Origin of the sequence: Pseudomonas sp. IzPS59, assembly GCF_014863505.1 — a bacterium.
Classification (GTDB): Bacteria; Pseudomonadota; Gammaproteobacteria; order Pseudomonadales; family Pseudomonadaceae; genus Aquipseudomonas; species Aquipseudomonas kribbensis.
Genome location: NZ_CP062251.1, coordinates 2,294,834 through 2,312,945, shown reverse-complemented (window position 1 = coordinate 2,312,945; position 18,112 = coordinate 2,294,834). Strand labels below are relative to the sequence as shown.

14 protein-coding genes and 1 pseudogene are annotated in these 18,112 nt (G+C 62.6%); 9 read left to right on the top strand and 6 right to left on the bottom strand.

Annotated features, from left to right (window positions below; genetic code table 11):
- Positions 1-60 precede the first annotated feature (60 nt).
- From IF189_RS10440 to IF189_RS29100, 5 genes and pseudogenes are all read left to right on the top strand, one after another.
- A complete protein-coding gene (locus tag IF189_RS10440; RefSeq protein ID WP_085712100.1) occupies positions 61-750 on the top strand; it encodes an N-acetyltransferase in 690 nt (229 codons plus the stop codon).
- 4 nt (positions 751-754) lie between these two features.
- Positions 755-1,942 (top strand): GNAT family N-acetyltransferase, encoded by a 1,188-nt coding sequence (locus IF189_RS10435; protein WP_192553232.1) that lies wholly within the window; start codon positions 755-757, stop codon positions 1,940-1,942.
- The gene (locus tag IF189_RS10430) at positions 1,914-2,705 is read left to right on the top strand and encodes a ChbG/HpnK family deacetylase (protein WP_192553231.1); all 792 of its coding nucleotides are present in this window, start codon (positions 1,914-1,916) and stop codon (positions 2,703-2,705) included. The genes IF189_RS10435 and IF189_RS10430 overlap by 29 nt, the downstream gene beginning before the upstream one ends.
- Before the next feature lie 115 nt (positions 2,706-2,820).
- Positions 2,821-3,513, top strand: coding sequence for a GNAT family N-acetyltransferase (locus IF189_RS10425; RefSeq protein WP_085712097.1), 693 nt, complete (start codon positions 2,821-2,823; stop codon positions 3,511-3,513).
- A gap of 146 nt (positions 3,514-3,659) precedes the next feature.
- A pseudogene (locus IF189_RS29100) lies at positions 3,660-3,800 on the top strand (DNA-binding protein); the annotation flags it as partial.
- A gap of 55 nt (positions 3,801-3,855) precedes the next feature.
- Here IF189_RS29100 and IF189_RS10420 read toward each other — a convergent pair.
- On the bottom strand, positions 3,856-4,662 hold the full coding sequence (locus IF189_RS10420) for a class I SAM-dependent methyltransferase (protein ID WP_134826204.1): 807 nt from the start codon (positions 4,660-4,662) through the stop codon (positions 3,856-3,858).
- Positions 4,663-4,799: 137 nt separating this feature from the next.
- Between IF189_RS10420 and IF189_RS10415 the strand changes: the two genes are divergently transcribed.
- The gene (locus IF189_RS10415) at positions 4,800-5,168 is read left to right on the top strand and encodes a hypothetical protein (RefSeq protein ID WP_192553230.1); all 369 of its coding nucleotides are present in this window, start codon (positions 4,800-4,802) and stop codon (positions 5,166-5,168) included.
- Here IF189_RS10415 and IF189_RS10410 read toward each other — a convergent pair.
- The 5 genes from IF189_RS10410 to IF189_RS10390 all read right to left on the bottom strand — a co-directional run bounded on the left by IF189_RS10410 (position 5,159) and on the right by IF189_RS10390 (position 13,659).
- Positions 5,159-6,589: a sigma-54-dependent transcriptional regulator gene (locus tag IF189_RS10410; RefSeq protein ID WP_119429847.1), complete on the bottom strand. Its 1,431-nt coding sequence runs from the start codon at positions 6,587-6,589 to the stop codon at positions 5,159-5,161. The genes IF189_RS10415 and IF189_RS10410 overlap by 10 nt on opposite strands.
- Positions 6,558-8,051 (bottom strand): ATP-binding protein, encoded by a 1,494-nt coding sequence (locus tag IF189_RS10405; RefSeq protein WP_192553229.1) that lies wholly within the window; start codon positions 8,049-8,051, stop codon positions 6,558-6,560. Before IF189_RS10405 ends, IF189_RS10410 begins: the two co-directional genes overlap by 32 nt.
- A gap of 105 nt (positions 8,052-8,156) precedes the next feature.
- Positions 8,157-9,227 carry an SCO family protein gene (locus IF189_RS10400; RefSeq protein ID WP_134826200.1) on the bottom strand — a complete coding sequence of 357 codons (1,071 nt, stop codon included), beginning with the start codon at positions 9,225-9,227 and terminating at the stop codon, positions 8,157-8,159.
- A gap of 17 nt (positions 9,228-9,244) precedes the next feature.
- Positions 9,245-12,052 carry a multicopper oxidase domain-containing protein gene (locus tag IF189_RS10395; protein WP_134826199.1) on the bottom strand — a complete coding sequence of 936 codons (2,808 nt, stop codon included), beginning with the start codon at positions 12,050-12,052 and terminating at the stop codon, positions 9,245-9,247.
- A gap of 158 nt (positions 12,053-12,210) precedes the next feature.
- Positions 12,211-13,659, bottom strand: a complete 1,449-nt coding sequence (locus IF189_RS10390) for an ATP-binding protein (protein ID WP_192553228.1) — start codon at positions 13,657-13,659, stop codon at positions 12,211-12,213.
- A 307-nt stretch (positions 13,660-13,966) separates the two neighbouring features.
- Between IF189_RS10390 and IF189_RS10385 the strand changes: the two genes are divergently transcribed.
- Genes IF189_RS10385 through IF189_RS10375 form a run of 3 tightly spaced genes read left to right on the top strand, consistent with a single transcriptional unit; the run spans position 13,967 to position 18,099 of the window.
- Entirely contained in the window at positions 13,967-15,313 is a 1,347-nt protein-coding gene (locus tag IF189_RS10385; protein WP_192553227.1) for a hypothetical protein, read from the top strand.
- A gap of 35 nt (positions 15,314-15,348) precedes the next feature.
- Positions 15,349-17,583 (top strand): Ig-like domain-containing protein, encoded by a 2,235-nt coding sequence (locus tag IF189_RS10380; RefSeq protein ID WP_192553226.1) that lies wholly within the window; start codon positions 15,349-15,351, stop codon positions 17,581-17,583.
- A gap of 54 nt (positions 17,584-17,637) precedes the next feature.
- Positions 17,638-18,099 carry a curlin gene (locus IF189_RS10375; RefSeq protein ID WP_134826195.1) on the top strand — a complete coding sequence of 154 codons (462 nt, stop codon included), beginning with the start codon at positions 17,638-17,640 and terminating at the stop codon, positions 18,097-18,099.
- Positions 18,100-18,112: the final 13 nt, after the last annotated feature.

Genomic DNA, 18,112 nt, shown 5'->3' with positions numbered 1-18,112 from the left:
TTGATGTCCTGCCGCGCAGGCCACTTGCCGCGCGATGCCACGTCATCAGGAGTAACGACCATGAACGTTGTGACAAAAATCAGCGAACACATCAAACAAAAAGGCCTGCGTGCCACGCTGGCCAAGGTGTGGAAGCACTACGTCTTTTCCCATCAGGAACTGCTGTGGATGGAGCGCGACCTCGTCAGCCCGGTGCCGCCCCATAGCCTCAAACCGTATCCGCCGCTGCGGGTGGTGAAGATCACCCCGGACAACGCCAGCGCCTTCGCCCGCTACTTCGGCGACCGCGTCGGCACCATGGCAGAGCTGGCCAACGAAGGTCATACAGGGCACATGCACCTCGACGATCACGGCGATGCAGTGGCCTTCATCTGGGGCAGCGCCCGGGACTATTTCGACCGCCATTACTACGGCTGCATGTTCCCGGTGAAACCCGGTGAGTTCTTTGAGTTCGGCGGTGAGCTGACCCGTTCCTATTGGGGCACCGAGCTGTCGGTGGACCTGCAACTGGAACTGTGGAAAGCCATGGCCGCCCAGGGCTGCGACAAGGTGGTGGACGTCTGCGAATTCCACAACATCCCGGCGCTCAAGTTGCACCTGCGCATGGGTTACACCGAACAGGGCCGGATCATGAACGTGTACACCCTGTTCGCCCGCTGGCGTTTCTACCGCGAAACCCGCTACAGCGGCTCGCGGCTGGATGCGTTGCGCAAACCGTCCCGTCCCTCCGTCACAGCAACGGCGACCTGAGCCTATGGCGCGATTCGAATGGCGCACTTCATTGTGCGCACCTGACTTCCCGGCAGCGGCTTATGAAGCGCTGCGCCTGCGGGTGACGGATCACACGCCGTTCAACAGCCTCAGCTGGTTGATCGCGGCAGAGCAGACACTCGACACGAACGAGCATCTGCACATTCTGCTGGGCTGGGAAGCGGACGAATTGCGCCTGTGCCTGCCGCTGGTGGCCGGCCGTGAACGCTTTGGCGGGCTACCGTTTGCCGTGGTGCATCACCTCGGCTATCCGCTGGCGGATCGTCTGGCACTGCTGTCTGTGCTGACGGCCGACGAGATGCGCCAGGCGCTGCTGCTGATCCGCCTGCGCATGCCCCACGCCTTGCTGCAACTCAACGAACTGTCGGAGCCTGCGGGCGAGGAAAGTGTCCTCACGCAATGGATGGCCCGCAGCTCCAACGCCGAGCGACGCCTGAGCTGTCGGGTGCCGGTGCACCTGATCAGCGAGGCCGATCATCAGGAAGTCTCCGGCGACCCGCGCTACAAGCTGCGCCGCGCGCGCAAACGAATTGCCGCCTGTGGCGCGACGGTGCGACGAATCACGCCCGATGCCCTGACGATGGGGCCACTGTTGCAAGCCATCCGCGAAGTCGAAGCGGTGAGCTGGAAAGGCGACGAAGGCGTCGGCATCTTCGCCACCGAACGCAGCCGCCGCTGCATCGAAAACGCTTTCACCGCCCTCGCCGCCCAGGGTCTGGTGCGGGTGGTCACCCTGGAGCTGGACGGCCGCTGCATCAGCTACCGGCTCGGCCTGCTCGAACAGGGCCGGCTCTACGATTACAACCTCGCCTTCCTGCCGCAGTACGCGGATCTGGGCAGCGGCCGGGTGTTGCTGGAGGAATGGATACGCTGGGGGCTGGATGACCATTGGAGCTGGATCGATGCCTCGCGGGTCAGCCTGGAAAACTCCAGTCACCAACTGCACGAACGCATGACCGGACAACTGGAGCACTGGCGCTGGAGCTTCTACTCCTGGCGGCCGAGCGGTGTTTTGCTGGGGCTGGGATTACGCCTCTGGCAGCGGCTAAAACCGAAGCTACAGCAGTGGCGCGCACGGCAGGCAACGACAAAACCGGTGGCCCTCGTAAAACCGGCAACCCACCCCACCACGGAGGGCGAACATGCCTCGCCAAGTCATAGTCAACGCTGACGATTTCGGCCTGAGCCCGAACGAAAACGCGGTGATCTTCAGCGCCTTCCAGGCCGGGGTCATCAGTTCCGCCACGGCCATGGCCAACATGCCGGCCTTCGAAGCGGCCTGCGCGATGGCTCGTCATCACATGCTGGAGGGTCGGGTCGGCTTGCACTTCAACCTGACGTACGGCCGGCCATTGAGCCAGAGGATTCTCGCCCGCCCCACCTTCTGCGACAGCCACGGGGTGTTCGATCTGAACCTGGCCCGGCACAGCCTGTGGCTGGGCCGCGAAGATCGTGAAGCGGTGCAGGAAGAATTGCAGGCTCAGTGGCAACGTTGCGTGGATCACGGCATGCGCCCGAGCCACATCGATTCACATCAGCACGTGCACAACATCTGGCCGATCGGCGAGATCGTCGCGCGCTTCGCCGCACATCAGGGTGTACCGGTGCGACTGGCGCGCAATCTGGGACAGAACCTCAGCCTGCCGAAGCGCCTGTTCAAGGGTTTGCTCAACCGTCGTCTGCAAGGGCTGGCCGGTGCGACGGCGGACTATGTCTGCACCCCGGTGGACCTGCGCAACGAGCCTGCGCCGACCGACGGTGTGCTGGAAATCGTCGCCCATCCGAATCAGCTCGGGGCCGATTTCGGTGATGCCTATCTAAAACCCGGAGAGTCCCTGAGTCGCGTGCTAGAGCGCCGGCTGCCGGGGGTTCCACGGGTTTCCTACGCCGACTTGAACAAGGACTTTCTACGCGGTGCCGCGGCACTCGACTGAGTTACACAACTGGCAACACTTTCGAAGATGGCACTTTGAAATGTACTTGCCAGCTTGATCTATACCCACAAAAGCCAACTACAAAAACACCCGGGCTTCGGCCACGGAGGGCATCATGAGCGTCATCGAAAAGCTGCGCGAACGCATCAAGCAAAAAGGCCTGGGCCGCACGTTTTCCACCTTGTGGAAACGCTACGTGTTCTTCCACTGGGAATTGCTGTGGATGGAGCGCGACCTGATCAGCCCGGTGCCGCCGCACAAGCTGCGCCCTTACGAAGGCCTGCGCAAAGTCGACATCACCCCACAGAATGCCGGCGCGTTCGGCAAACATTTCGGTGACCGTGTGCAGACCATGGCCGAACTCGCCAGCGAAGGCCACACCGGGCACATGTACCTGGACGCCGACGGCCACGCCGTGGCCTTCATCTGGGGCAGCACCCGGGACTATCACGACCGTCACTACTACGGCTGCAACTTCCCGGTCCAGCCTGGCGAGTTCTTCGAATTCGGCGGCGAAATGACCCGCGCCTACTTTGGCAGCAGCCTGTCGGTGGACGTACAAGTCACCCTCTGGCAAGCCATGGCCGCCCAGGGTTGCCACAAGGTGGTGGACGTCTGCGAAACCCACAACATCCCGGCGCTGAAGCTGCACATTCGTATGGGTTATCACGAACAGGGCCGCGTCACCCACGTCTATGGATTGTTTGGAAAGTGGCGGTTCTTCCGCGAGACTCGTTATGAAGGTTCGAGACTGGAACCGCTGCGTAAACCGGGGCGGCCGGTGGTGACCGCGGCTGCGCAGGCTTGATCCGTTCATTGAATCTGCGGCGTTAATGGACGCTGCAGATTCTTCCTACTCTCGTATAAGAAACAGCGCCATTCAGTTTCGGCTCCCACTGACTGCTTTCCGCCATGTGAATGAATACATTCGGGCAGAAACACAGGGACAGACCGATGAATCAAAACACATCCGATTTTGATATGAAGGCATTGCTGATTGATTTGAATGCTATCCGTGAATACCTCTCTCAGGTACTGGCAGAGGGTGACGACGAAGAGTTACTTCGAGCAATCGGATATGTGACCGAAGCCCGTATCCGACTTGCCCCAAAAGAGAGAGTGGCTTTCAACCCACCCTTCTGTACCTGCCTCAGTTTTTCACCCCCACCCACGTAAAACACATCGGCATCTGCGCCTCGCGGTTCAAATACTGGTCATACGCCTCTTCACGGTTCGAATGCGGGTACTCCTTGAAATGCGCGATGTTCAGCCCGGCGTCAAGGGCGGCGGTGAAGATGGCGCCGAGGTTGTGCACGAACCAGTACGACGGCGCGACCTGCTGCTCGACCTTGCCGACGTAGACGATCGGTTCCTGCTGCACGAACGGCTCTTGGCGAAAGTACGAGGTCGCGAGGCGAAATGGATCTTCGGCGTCGGGATCGACCATTTCCAGGAACGGGTGAGTCTCGTAGATCACCAGTTTCCCGCCCGGTTTCAGGGTCGAGGCGACATGGCGGAAGAATTCGCCGATGTCGGGCATCCAGTTGAGGACGCCGATGGTGATCAGCGCCACATCGAAGCGATTGCGCAGTGATTCGGGCAGGCGGTGAATATCGGCTTCGATGAATTCGGCCGTGTGCGGCGAATGGCCGTTCAGCACACGGGCCTGTTCAAGAAACGCCGCCGACTGATCGACCCCGACGACACTTCGCGCACCCAGCGCAAACAGCGAGAGGCTCTCGCGGCCGTTGTTGCAGCACAGTTGCACGACGTCTTTTCCGTCGATGCCAACCTGTTCCAGCAACCCGCGCAGGGTTTCGTCGAGGCAGGAAAAACCGGTCTGGGTGACCTCGCTCAGCAAGGCCTGCCACTCGGGCGATTCCTGATGGTGACGGGCCGAATCGTTCCACGCCTGACGATTGCTCTCGATGGCGTTCTTGTTGTCTGGCACTTCCATGGCGCACTCCGCACGATGCTCTTGATTGAGCGGCCCGAGTCTAGTTGAGCGCGATGATCCAGGTTGTTGCGAACTTGTAAGCCAACGGGCGGCTATAGTTAATAGCCTTGGGGAAAACCGCTTCCACAGGTGCCGCCATGCAAACGTTCAATCGGCTGCTGTTATCCGTCTGTCTGCTCGCAGCCCCTCAGGCGCAAGCCCTCGACAGCAATTTCAATTACTACGGGGCCGACCAGCCCTTCGCCCACCCTGCTCCGCCGTCGCTGAATGCGCAGCCGCCGCGAGCGTTCGATGACACGCCGCCGCAGGATTTCATCGTTATCCCGGATCGCCGCGTATTCCATGACTCACAGCTGCCGACCGTGGCCGATGCGACGGTGCGGGTGTTTATCCGCACCTACGATGCCGAGCGCGGCATCTACGTCAATGACGAGGTGCTGGACCCGACGTGCCTGCTGGAGTGTCTGAGCCCGCCGAACCCACGAACCAACGCGGTTTACCACTGACGCTTGTCCGGTCGCGCCAGGCCAAGCTTCTCGATGCGATAGCGCAGCATGTCGCGGCTCAAGCCCAGCAAGCGGGCGGACTTGGTGACGTTCCAGTCGGTCTTGTCGAGCATCTTGCGCACCATGTCGCGCTCGACCTCCGGCAGGTTCATCGACTCGGTGTTGCTCGCCGGGCGCGGCTCGAAGTGCGGCACCTCGTGATGCTGGTGCAGCGACGGTTCGTCCACCAGGCTCATGCACACGTTCAACTGGTGCGCGGCGATGGTGTCGCTCGGCGCCAGCAGCACGGTCTGTTCGAGCATGTTGCGCAGTTCGCGCACGTTGCCCGGCCAGGTGTAATTGAGCAGCAACTCTTCGGCCTGCTGGCTGAAATGCAGGTTCGGCTTGCCGTAGCGCTTGCCGTGGCTGGCGAGAAAATGCCGGGCCAGCAGCAACGCATCGTCGCCCCGGGCATACAGGCGCGGCACCTTGATCGAGATGATCCGCAGGCGGAAGAACAGGTCGCGGCGGAACTTGCCCTGCTGGACCATTTGTTCGAGGTTGCAGTTGGTGGCGCTGATCACCCGCAGATTGACCTTGCGCTCCTTCACCGAGCCGACCCGGCGAATGGTGCGGTCCTCCAGCAACTTCAGCAGTTTGGCCTGCAGCACCAGGTCCATCTCGCCGATTTCATCGAGGAACAGCGTGCCGCCGTCCGCCGCTTCCACCAGACCGACACGGCGATCCTTGGCATCGGTAAACGCACCTTTCTCATGGCCAAACAGCTCCGATTCCACCAGGTTGGCGGGGATCGAAGCGCAGTTGAATTCAATGAACGGACCTTTGCTGCGTACACCATCGAAATGCAGCGCACGGGCCACCAGTTCCTTGCCGGTACCGGTCTCGCCTTCCACCAGCACCGGCGGCAGGTCGCCACCGGTCATGCGCCGCTCGGCTTCGAGCAACTGGCCGATAGTGTTCTTCAGATGCAGCATCGGCTCTGATTCGCCGATCAGCGCCTGCACCCCGGACTTTTGCGCCTCGCGCTCCTGATAAAACGACAGCGTGCGCTCCATCCGCTCAGTGGCCAGGGCCTTGTCCAGCAGCAGTTTGAGCTCCGGCAATGCGACCGGTTTGGTGACGTAATGAAAGGCGCCCTCCTTCATCGCGACCACCGCGTCTTCGACATTGCCGTAACCGGTCATCATGATCACTTTCAGATCCGGCGCGCTGATGCGCAGCTTCTGGATCAGATCGTGACCGCTCATGCCCGGCAGCGAGTTGTCGGTCAGCACGATGTCCGGCATGAAGCTTTCCAGTTGCCCCAGCGCGTCTTCAGCCGAGTGGCAAACCGTCACCTCGAAGTCTTTGCGCTCCAGGTAGGTCTGAATATTGTCGGCCAACAGTTCGTCATCCTCGACCAGCAGAATGCTGTGTTCCATATTCCCCTCCCGATGCCACTTTAAAGTTGAGACTGACGCGGGTTCCTTCCTGCTCGCGGCTGGTCAGCACGACCGAGCCCTGAAAGCGCTCCATGATTCTTTTGACCAGTGCCAGGCCAACCCCGAGGCCGCCCTGCTTGGTGGTGAAAAACGGTTTGAACACCAATTGTTGTTGCTGCGCGTTCATGCCTTTGCCGGTGTCACCCACCGTCATGCAGACTTGGCCGGCGTGGGGGGCTTCAATCTCGACACTCAGCACGCCGCCCTTCGGCATGGCTTCCAGTGCGTTGGCAAACAGGCTATTGAGAATCTGCGTCAGCAGCACCTTGTGGCTGACCACCGGCGGGCAGTCCTGCAGGTTGAATCGCACCTCGACACCGTTGCGCCGGATCAGCGCCTCGAACGCGCCGAGGGAATCTTCCACGGCGGCGCGCAGCTCCAGCGCCTCGCCGTCGTCACTCATTGGCCGCAGTGAAACCAGCAACTCCCGGACCCAGCGCGACATGCGGTCCACCTGACTGATGATGTCGCCGATATTGCGCTGGGCGCTCTGGCTGGCCACTTCCTGAGCCAGTTCGGCACTGGAGCGAATGGTTGCCAGCGGATTGCGCAGGCTGTGGGCCACCGCCGAGGACATCTCCCCCAGCGCGACAAAGGTTTCGTTGCTGATCAGTTGCTGTTGCTGACTGTGCAGCAGGGTCGAGGCACGCCGCACGATCCAGAACAGGCCCAGGTAAATCGCCGCCCCGCCGAGGATCGTCGCCGCCCAGATCGAGGCAAATCCGCGGTCGATGCGGTCCACCAGGTCCGCAGGCTCCTTGTAGATCTCGACCATGGCGATGACTTTGCTTTTATCGGCGTTGAACATCGGGATGTAGTTCTCGATGAACAGGTATTTGGGTTCGCGGGAGAGTTTCTGTTCGGGCTTCTCGTCGTCGATCTTGTGATAGCTGGAAGACACCGGCACTTTCATTTCGAACGACTCGTCCAGCTCGTCATCGTCCTCGAACTTGACGCCGATGAGTTCCGGGTTGGTCGACCAGATCACCGAGCGATCCAGGGCGTAGACCGTCGCCAGCAGCACATCCGGCAGGTGTTCGACGTGATCGAGAAACTCGGCCCGGGCCGCGCCATGGGCCAGCGGATCGACGTCGGGAAAGTTTTCGTCCTGACGCGGGTCGAGCATTTCACCCATGGTGCGCAGCGGCGTGATGCCGGCATGGCGCATTTCCGCATCGCCGATGGCCTGGACGAATTGCGCGGTGAGCAGCGCATCGCGCTCGACGCTTTCGGTGACTACGAAACGCGTGGAGATATAACCCAGCCCCAGCGCCACGGCGGCAATGATGAAAAAACTCGCCAGCGAGAACCAGCGCAGCAGATTGAACTGCGCGCCCCATCCCTTGATGGCGGCCGCCGCGACGTTTGGCGCCGGTGTTTGTTGTTCTTCCAGTCGTTGCATGGGGGTGCCCTGGCGTTTTTTTGTATCGAACCGGTTACAGCCACCTCACGAGTGAGTGTAGGTGGCTATCACCGCAATACAGGACTCAAAGTCGCTATTTGGCCGCTAGCGCATACGGCTCACCGTTTCGCTGCTCGCGGCCGCACTGGTTGGCGCCAACGCCCCGTCAGCCAAGGGCTGCGTGGTCGGGTGCTGGCGCTCGGTTTCATCGCGCAGGAAGTCGATGATCGACTGCGCCGACTGTTCGTCGAGGCGCAGGTTGGGCATCGGAATGCGCTCGTATTGCTCGAACAGTTGCAGCGCAATCGGGTCTTTTTCTGCCAGTACCCGATCCGGCTCGCGAATCCAGCGGTTGAGCCAGGCCGGATCACGCTGGCGGGTCACGCCGATCAGGTCCGGGCCGATGTTGCGCATGCCGATGCCTTCACCGTCCTGCGGGCCGAGGCTGTGGCAGGAGGCGCACCGAGTGCGGAACAGTTCTTCACCGTTGCTCGGCGGGCGAATTTCCGGCGCATTGGCGTAGCTTTGCTCGATGCTCGGCTGCTTCCAGTTCTGCAGGGTGTTGGCCAGTTGATCGGCGAGGATCCACGGGTTCTCGAACGGCGAGGCCTTCATCCAGCGCCCGGTGCTCTGGTTGCCGACGATCAGGCTCAGGTTGTGATCTTTGGTGCGGCCGTTGTCGACGCCTTCGATGAACAGCCCGAGTTTCTTGCGCAGGTCGGTGACATCTTCGAATTCGCCGGTGAGGAATTTCCAGCCGGGGCCGACCTTGAAGCGTTGCGCGTAGGCCTTGAGCACGTCGGGGGTGTCACTGAGCGGGTCGATGCTGATCGAGTAGAAAAAGATGTCCTGGCCGACCCGGTCCCCCAGCAGTTTCTGCACCTGGCGCAGGCGTGCGGTTTCCAGCGGGCAGGAGTCGCTGCAGGAGGTGAAGATGAAGTTGATCACCACCACTTTGTCTTTGATCAGGTCATCGAAAAAACGCACCTGCCGGCCGTCCTGATCGGTCAGCAGGGTGTTGGGAAAATAGTCGCCACCCCACGGGGTGGCGGATTCGCTGGCACCTTCGGGCAGCGCTTGATGGGCGATGAGCACCTGACTGCCGAGCAGGCAGGTGACCAGCACCAGGATCAAGTGCATGCCGAGGGCGCGGGAGCGCGGCGTTGGCTGGGTCATGTCGGCTCCCTCCCTTTTCATTTCTTCACGGTCACTTGCGGGCCGAAGCCATCGCCGGTGCGGAAGGTTGGCAGCGCGGCGGAGTTGACGTAGCGCACGCCATCCCAGCTCGGCAGCGGTGTCGGCATCAACTGCAGTTGCCCGGGTTTCTCGAGGTCCCAACGCAGCAGCATCGAGTTGTCCTCATGCTGGGTGTTGTGACAGTGCTCCATGTAGGTCCCGGCAAACTCGCGGAAGTTGATCGCCATTTCCACGCTGTCCAGCCCGTCGGCTTCGGAGCCGATGCGATAGACATCCTTGCGTGCCCATTTTTCCCATTCAGGCGGGGCCTTGCCGCCACGGCTGAGGATGATCCCCTCCTCGAAGTGCACGTGCACCGGATGGCTCCAGCCCTTGCCGCCGAGCTTGATGTTCCACACCTCCAGGGTGCCGAACCCGGCGGTGCCGGCATCGGTCGGGCCGCTGGCCAATTTGGTCGAGGCGTTCAACCGACGCGGGTCCATGTGGAAGCCGAAGCCGCCATCGGTCTTGACCGTCCACGGTGCTTCATCGGTGCCGTCGCTGCGGCCGAAGGTGAAGGTGCGGTGACGGGCGTTGGCCAGCAGCGCCTTGTCGGCGGCGTTGTCGCGATGGATCTTCAGCGGAATCATCACCATGCCTTCAGCCTTGCCCGGTTTGGCCGGTTCGTAGGCCGCCGGGTCCATGGCCAGGTCCTGGCCGGTGAAAGGCTTGACGTTGAGCTGCAAGACCTTGCCCACCGCCGGATCACCCTTGTCCCATTGCGGGCCTTTGCTGGTCTGCTTGATCACCGCCAGGTACTTCTCGGAGAGCACGTCGGACAGCGAGATCGTCTCTTTCGGGCCTTTACCGTCGTCCTGGGCCTGGAGGTTGACGAAAAACAGCTTGTCGCCGGGCTTGATGCCGTTTTTCGAAAAGTTGACGATGATGTCGAACCGCTCGGCAATGCCCTGGGTCGGCAGGATCGCGTTGTGGTTCTGTTTGTCGCCGTCGGCATCCAGATCCATCGAGCCGTCGAACGGCACGCTGTGCTCCATGATGTTGCCGTCGTTGGCAATCATGTGGAACGGCACGCGGCTGTAGGAAACGCCGGAGTTCTTCGGCCCCTGGAATTCACCGCCGGTGCCTTTGATTTCCCGTACCAGCGCGAGCTTGAAGTAGCGCGACACCGAGCCGTTGAGGATGCGGAACCGGTAGCTGCGGGCGCGCACGTCGAGGGTCGGTTTCCATTGCCAGTTGACCAGCACCTGATCGCCGATGAAGCCATCGGTGTTGAACGGGTTGAACCACAACTGGCCTTCCTGATCCCAGGCCTTGTCGGCGAACACCAGGTTGACGTCGTAGTCGCGGTTACCCCACGGCAAGGCGCTGCCGCTGGGGAAACGCAGGTTGACCCCGTCGTTCACCGATTCGTTGCCGCGATCCAGGGCGCTGTAGTAGTTCATCATCGCCGCGTTGCCCTTGTAGACGTTCTGGGCGGTGAAATCGAGCATGTGGTCGTGGAACCAGTGAGTGCTCATGGTTTCGCGCCAGTCACCGCGGATCTTGATGGTGCCGTGGTCGCAGGTCTTCTTCGCAGGCTGCATGTCGTTGACCCACAGGGTTTCCCCCGGTGCACACGGGAACGCTGCACGCGGATCTTCAGCCTTGGTGTTGATGCTGTCGTAACCGGCGAGCTGGATCGGCCAGCGATAGTCGTAGTACTGGCCGGGGAAGAAAAACGCGTTGGCATAGCCGTCGCTTTCCGCCGGTGCGTGGCCGTTGTGTTCGTGGGTGGTGATGGTGTGCAGGCCGAAACCACGGTTGGCCGAAGGATCGATCGGTAAGCCGTTGTAGTGACGCATCATCACCGGTTGGCCGTAGCGAACCATCAACAGTTTCGGCGGCAGCGTGCCGTCGAAGGTCCACACCGAGTTGTGGTTCTGCACCGGCATCGCCGGGTGGAAACGTGCATCGACACCTTTGGCCGTGCCATCCGTCGCCGGCACGCCGGCAACGTTGTGGTACAGACCGCCGGGGCCGAATTCGCCGACGGCATAACCGTGCATCTGCCGACTGTCACGCAGGCCGCCGTTCAGACGCGCACCGGTCTGCACGGTCTTGTAGGCGACTTGCGGGTAGAACTCGTTCCAGCGCTGGTGGGCCCAGCCTTTTCCCGGTGGCCGGCCTTCGGCGGACGAGCCGATGTGACGGTTGAGGAACAGCTCGATCTGCGACTGCCACGGGTTGCGGTCGACGACGTTGGAGAACTGGCTCGGGAACGGTGTCAGCCCCGGTTGCCGCAGGAACGCGTCCAGCGCGGTGCCCGGTGGCGCACTGCGGGCGACACTGCTCGGGTCCTGGGCCGGCGCCGGGCCGATGGCCGCAGGCGGAAAACCCAACGGCGCGGCCGGAGTGGTCGGGTCGAGCTTTTCCGGGCCGAACTCTTCGAACAGGACGATTTGCTGGGTAAACGGCTGAGCGCCAAACAGCGGGCTCGGCTTGCCGTTGGTGGGGTAATTGAAACTGGTCTGCACGGTCGGCGGCAGGATGTTTTCCGAACGCGTGGTGTTGCGCGTGCCCTTCACCCCGTCGGGCAGATCGAAGGAATCTTCGTTGGCCTCGGGCATGGTCAGGATGGCGTTGAGGGCCGCCGGTTCATCCGCCGGCTCGTCGTAATACGCTGACGGGTCGGAGGCTTCCGGCTGGTTTTCATCGTCGATCGGGCTCGCTCGGACCCCGGCCATATTGCCCAGAGCCAGCATTAGAAAGACGCTCAAAGGCGTCAGCAGGAATAGCTTTTTGTGATCACGCGTTGTTCTGTCCATCACCAGCCGCCTCATCTAAGGAAGGGGTGATGGTGTTTTGCAATTAGCTCGCCAAAGTATTAATACCCGTTGAAACAAGCTGTTACAGGCGCTGTTGGATTCCCCACTCCCCGGTGACCGGGGCCTGACACCCGCTCCTGGGGGAAAGTTCACCCCATTTACTGGATGAGCTGAAACGCCAGACGAACGGTGGTGCCCTCGCCTTCGCGGCTGTCCAGGGTCACGCCGCCGCCGAAACGCTCCATGATCCGCTTGACCAGCACCAGCCCTACGCCGAGCCCGCCCTGCTTGGTGGTGAAGAACGGCCGGAACGCCATGCTGCGCTGCTCTTCGTTCATGCCTTTGCCGGTGTCACTGAGCATGACGCTGACGCCGCCGTTGTTTGTGGGTTCGAGGGTTATGGTCAGCGTGCCGCCCTTGTCCATGGCTTCCAGTGCGTTGGCCAGGAGGCTGTTGAGGATTTGCGTCAGTTGCACCGGTTGGCTCAGCACCATCGGCGTTTGTTGCGGATGAAACACCACGTGCACCGCGTTTTTGGCGATCTGTTGTTCGAACGCCACCAGACTTTCGTGCAACGCCGCCACCAGGTTCACTGGCTCCGGTTCGTCGTTGAGCGGTCGCAGCGACTGCAGCAATTCGCGCACCCACTTCGACATGCGATCGACCTGACCGATGATGTCCTTGATGTTCTTCTGCGCCGGCCCCGCGTCGAACTCCAGGGCCAGCTCGGCGCTGGAACGGATGGTCGCCAACGGGTTGCGCAGGCTGTGCGCCACCGCCGAGGACATCTCGCCCAGCGCGACAAAGGTTTCATTGGCAATCAGTTGCTTCTGCTGCACCGCCAGCAGGATCGCCGCCCGCCTCACGATCCAGTACAGCCCAAGATAAATCAGCCCGCCGCCCAGCGCGGTAGCCAGCCATATCAGGGTCAAGCCACGCTCCATGCGGGCGATCAGGTCCTTGGGTTCCTTGTAGATCTCGACCATCGCGGTGACGTTCTTGCCGTCGGCGTCGAACAGCGGAATGTAGTTCTCGATGAAGATGTAATCCGGCGGCACCACGAACTTCTGTTCTTCACGGCCCTTGTCGACGTTGTGATAACTGGCCGACACCGGAATCTTCTCGTTGAACGCGCGATCGAGGTCTTCGTCGGCATGGATGCGAGTGTTGACCAGTGCGGAGTTGGTCGACCAGATCACCAGGCGATCCGGCGCGTAAACGTTGGCGAGGATCACGTCCGGCAGATGCTCGATGTGATCGAGGAATTCGCCCCGGGCGCTGGCCCGGGCCGCCGGGTCGACGTCGGGAAAGTCCCGGTCCTGGCGCGGGTCCAGCAAGTCGCCCATGGTGCGGATATTGGGAATCGAAACGTGGCGCACCTCAGCCGAAGCGATGGCCTGAATGAACTGTGCCGTGAGCAAGGCATCGCGCTGAACGCTTTCCTCGATCACGAAACGCGTCGACACCGTGCCGAGCGCCACCGCCACCGTGCCGATCACCGCCATGCTGATCAATGAAAACCAGCGCAAGAGATTGAACGGCTGCTTGCGCGAGCCCAGCCGCAGACTGCTCTCCTCGACCGGTAGCGTTTTTGACTGCATGTTCATGGCGGCGACTTCCCGATACGTCCCTATAGGGTTATAGCCCACGGTTGGGTGATTGCCCGGATGCGGGGGGTGAACGGCCCCACGATCACAAATCCGCAAATCCGCTTTGCCGATGGATCCCCACAATCCCCAATGCTGGGGACTGTCGCCCGATGGCAGCGCTGCAATAAATCCCCACCTTCTCTCGCCAACCTTTGCACCACGGGCCTTTGCGGCCCGTTGCCCGGCCGTTGGTATGGAAGTTGTAAAGCCCCTCTGCAACTGACCCACCCCCAAGGGGCAGGCACTTCGATAGAGGGATTAACTCATGCACCCTTTACTGTCCAAAACCGCGACCGTCCTGGTCGTGAGCGCCCTGGCCCAGGGCATTGCCCAGGCCGCTCTGTTCGCCGTCGATCCCGGACCCTATGCCCCGGCGACCGGCGGATTTGCCAGCTGGTATCAGGACACCCACGGTCGTACGCTGGATCTGTGCCTGTCCAAAGCGCTCAGCTCGCGGGTGCCGAGCACGCCCGGCGCGCCTTCTTACATGTGCTCGCTGATTCCCGCGCCTGGCGTGTTCGACGACACCCAGCCGATCGTCTTCCCGGGCAATTTTCCCGACGAAGCGTTCTGGTTCACCGCCGACGGCACCGTTGTCGATGCGGCCCGGGGCATCAACCTGTCCTACGGCTCGGCCGTCGAAGCGGCGTTCAGTGGCGGTGATCCGGTAGAAGGCGACCAGATCAGCTTCGCCCGCATCCGCATCCGGGTCGATGTGCCCACCGCCGGCACCTACGTGATCACTCACCCGTACGGCGTCGAAGTGTTCAACGTGGACACCCCCGGTCGTCGCGCGATCAACATGACCCGCGACATCGGCATCGGCAGCCCGAAAACCTACGACGGCGCGCTCAAGGGTGACGTCGGGCCGTTCCTGCGCAGCGTCAACGGGCCCTACACCGAAACCAATCCGGTGAGCGGCGGCGCCGAACAGTTCGTCGGCGACCCGAACCTTGAAGAAGCGGTGACCGGCAGCCCGTTCAACACCAACTACCTGCGCATCGAAGGCCCCGGCGGCATCGACCTGCGCACCACGGTGTTTGCGGTTTCCGGCAAGTTGTCGACGGTGGTTCGACCCACGCCGCTGATCACCGAACGCAGCACCTACTCGCGCAAACCCGGCGAGAGCGCCCCGGTGGCCCAGCAGGACGTGTTCGTCAAAGCCCCGCCCGCCCCGGCCAACGTCGCGGTCACCAGCAGCACGCCAGTGCTCAACCTCAAAGAGGCCGACAGCACCGGCAGCTGGTATGCGCAATCACAGGTCAATCCGACCCTGCCGACCACGCTGCAAGTGACCGCCGACAACCACCTGGCCATCGCCACCAGTTCGCCGACCACCCTGCCCATGGCCCTGACTGACCTGGTGGTGATCCAGCGCGCCGAGTACAGCCTGAGTTCCGGGCAACTGACCGTGGTGGCCTCGACCAGTGACGAAACCTCGCCGCCGGTGCTCACCACCACCTCCGGCACCGGCGCCGCCATTGGAGCCCTCGGCGGTGACGGCGCAGTGAAAACCCTGGCCACCGGGATCTCGCCGATTCCGCCGGCCAGGGTCCGGGTAACGTCGTCCAACGGCGGCAGCGATACCGAAGAAGTGGTCATCGTGCAATGAACGCTCACATGCCCAGATCCGCATCAGGAGGCATCATGAACAAGTGGCCACGTTTCGCGCTCAACGCGCTCGGGCTGACAATCTCGCTGACCAGCAGTGCGTTCGCGCAACTGGCCGCCGTCGATCCCGGCCCTTATACCTACGCCACCGGGAAATTCCCGATCTGGTACCAGGACAACAACCTGCTGTCGATGGAGCTGTGCCAGTCGCGGGCCACCAGCTCCCGCGTCGCGGCAGCCACACCGCCGGCGTACATGTGCACCCTGCTGCCGGAACCGGGGATTTTCGACGACACACTGCCGATGGTCTTCCCCGACAACTGGCCGCCGGAAGCCTTCTGGTTTCTCGCCGAGACCAACATTGCCAACAACGGTGCCGGTTATGGCATGGACGCTTACGTCGCCGGGATCGAAGCGGCATTTGCCTCGGGCAATCCGGTGGATGGCCAGCAGCAAAGCTTTGCGCGGATCCGCATCCGGGTGAACGTGCCTGTCGCCGGCACCTACACCATCACCCACCCGTTCGGTGTGGAGACCGTCAACGTCACCACACCGGGCCGGCGGGCGATCAACATCACCAAGGACGTCGGCATCGGTGCGCCGGGCAACTTCAGCGGTGCGCTCAACGGCGCCATCGGGCCGTTCCTGCGCAGCATCAACGGGCCCTACACCGAGGTGAACCCGGACACCGGCAACATCGAAACCTTCGTCGGCGACCCGAACCTCACCGAAGCGGTGACCGGCAGTCCGTTCAACACCAACTTCGTGCGGATCGTCGGCCCCTCGGCTGCCGGCACGATTCAGACCAACCTGTTCACCGTCGCCGGCAAGGTCCTCGACAACCGCCAGCAGACCCACGTGGAAATCGACCGTGCCACCTACCGCCGCACGTCGGCCGGTGTGCGTGCCGAAGTGTTCGCCAAGGCCGACAACAGCTCGACGCTGTGCTTTCGTGAAAGCCTGGCGCTGCTGCCCGGCCCACCGCCGACGCCTTGCCAGACCAGCCTGCTGAGCGACAACAACGGCTTGTTTTTCGGCCAGCGCCTGGGCAACGGAACCCTGCCATCAGTGGTGGTCGTGACGGCTACCAACCCCGCCGGTACGACGCGTCCGACCGCCGTGTCGAGCAAGCTCACCGACGTAGTGAAAATCCAGACCGCCCGCTACAGTTGGGCCAATCACAGCCTGCTGATCGAAGCCACGTCGACCGATGAAGTCGCCGTGCCGGACATGGTCGCCCAGGGCTACGGACGCCTGTCGAAGACCGGTACCCTGCAAAAAATCACCGTCGCCGACCTGACCCAGCCACCCGCCACCGTCACGGTCAAATCCGCCGCCGGCGGCAGCGACACCGAGCCGGTCGTGGTCGTCGGCAACGCACCGGACACTGGAGAAAACCAGGCCCCGTTGTCCGTCGCCGACACCGGCAGCACCAGCTTCGGCGTGCCGATCACCCTCAACGTCCTGGCCAATGACAACGATCCCGATGGCAACGTACCGCTGACCATCACCGCGCTGACCCAACCGCCCGCCGGCCAAGGCACCGTTGCCCTGAACGGCACCACCTCGGTGGTCTACACCCCGCCGGCCGTGGTCAACGCACCGCTGACCACGACCTTCACCTACAAGGCCCAGGACAGCAAAGGCCTGGCCTCGGTGAACCCGGCCACGGTGACCATCAGCGTCGCGCCGAACCGGCCACCGACCGCCGTCGCCGACAGCGTCGCCACATTGGGTGTCGCGATCCCGATCAACGTCCTGGCCAACGACACCGATCCGGAAGGCAACGTGCCGCTGGGCGTCGCCAGCCTGACCCAACCGCCGGCAGGACGCGGCACGGTCAGCACCGACGGCACGGTGATCACCTACACCCCACCGGCCACCGTGACCACCGCGTTCACCACGACCTTCACCTACATCGCCCGGGACAGCTTCGGCGCCCTGTCGACGCCGGCCACGGTCACCGTGCAAGTGTCGCCACGGCCAGCGGCGGAAACCTTCACGATCACCACCTCGACCGTGCAGGCCCGCTCCGGCAACCGCTTCAACTGGGACTTTGCCGGCACCTCGTCGGTGACCACCGGCAACACCATCACCGTGCAGGTCACCACCCCGACCGGGCTGGTCACCCTCGGCACGACGACGGTACCGGTCACCGGACGCTGGCGGCTGACGTTGAACAACACGACAGTCGTGCCATCGGCCAACCCGACCGCCACCATCCGCTCGTCCCAGGGCACCGTGCGCACCATCTCGGTGACCACCCTCTGAGCCCACGCCCCACCTGCTTTCGGGCAGGTGGGGCAACCCGACAGGATTTTCACCATGAACACGCCGACCGCCGCCCTGCTTTGCCTGCTCGCCCTGTGCGGCAGTGCGGGCGTGCGCGCCGACGACCTGATGGACAACGACGACCTGGCGCCCTCCGCCGACCTGGGTGAACTGCCGCCCCCCGTAGGCCAGCAAGCCCTGATCGACCAGAACGGCCAGGCCAACCTCGCCCTGCTCTCGCAGAACGGTCAGTCGCTGCTCGGGCGGATCGTGCAGTCGGGCAGCAATCAGGAAGCGTACATCCTGCAGCAAGGCAGCGACCTGATGGCGTTGATCACGCAAAACGGCTCCGGCAACGCCGCATCCATCACCCAGAACGGCAGCCACAACCGCGCGCAGATTTCGCAAAACGGCAACAACAACGACGCCAGCATCGAGCAGGCCGGCACGGGGCTGCAAAGCGCCGTGACCCAGTCGGGCAACGGTATGAGCGTTTCGGTCAAGCAATACCGCTAAGCACTGCAATCAT

Bases quoted from the DNA above. Each gene is read 5' to 3' on its own strand.
- IF189_RS10425 (WP_085712097.1), top strand. From the start codon at position 2,821: ATGAGCGTCATCGAAAAGCTGCGCGAACGCATCAAGCAAAAAGGCCTG.
- IF189_RS10415 (WP_192553230.1), top strand. From the start codon at position 4,800: ATGCAAACGTTCAATCGGCTGCTGTTATCCGTCTGTCTGCTCGCAGCC.
- IF189_RS10410 (WP_119429847.1), bottom strand. From the start codon at position 6,589: ATGGAACACAGCATTCTGCTGGTCGAGGATGACGAACTGTTGGCCGAC.
- IF189_RS10405 (WP_192553229.1), bottom strand. From the start codon at position 8,051: ATGCAACGACTGGAAGAACAACAAACACCGGCGCCAAACGTCGCGGCG.
- IF189_RS10385 (WP_192553227.1), top strand. From the start codon at position 13,967: ATGCACCCTTTACTGTCCAAAACCGCGACCGTCCTGGTCGTGAGCGCC.
- IF189_RS10390 (WP_192553228.1), bottom strand. From the start codon at position 13,659: ATGAACATGCAGTCAAAAACGCTACCGGTCGAGGAGAGCAGTCTGCGG.
- IF189_RS10435 (WP_192553232.1), top strand. From the start codon at position 755: ATGGCGCGATTCGAATGGCGCACTTCATTGTGCGCACCTGACTTCCCG.
- IF189_RS10440 (WP_085712100.1), top strand. From the start codon at position 61: ATGAACGTTGTGACAAAAATCAGCGAACACATCAAACAAAAAGGCCTG.
- IF189_RS10400 (WP_134826200.1), bottom strand. From the start codon at position 9,227: ATGACCCAGCCAACGCCGCGCTCCCGCGCCCTCGGCATGCACTTGATC.
- IF189_RS10420 (WP_134826204.1), bottom strand. From the start codon at position 4,662: ATGGAAGTGCCAGACAACAAGAACGCCATCGAGAGCAATCGTCAGGCG.
- IF189_RS10380 (WP_192553226.1), top strand. From the start codon at position 15,349: ATGAACAAGTGGCCACGTTTCGCGCTCAACGCGCTCGGGCTGACAATC.
- IF189_RS10430 (WP_192553231.1), top strand. From the start codon at position 1,914: ATGCCTCGCCAAGTCATAGTCAACGCTGACGATTTCGGCCTGAGCCCG.
- IF189_RS10375 (WP_134826195.1), top strand. From the start codon at position 17,638: ATGAACACGCCGACCGCCGCCCTGCTTTGCCTGCTCGCCCTGTGCGGC.
- IF189_RS10395 (WP_134826199.1), bottom strand. From the start codon at position 12,052: ATGGACAGAACAACGCGTGATCACAAAAAGCTATTCCTGCTGACGCCT.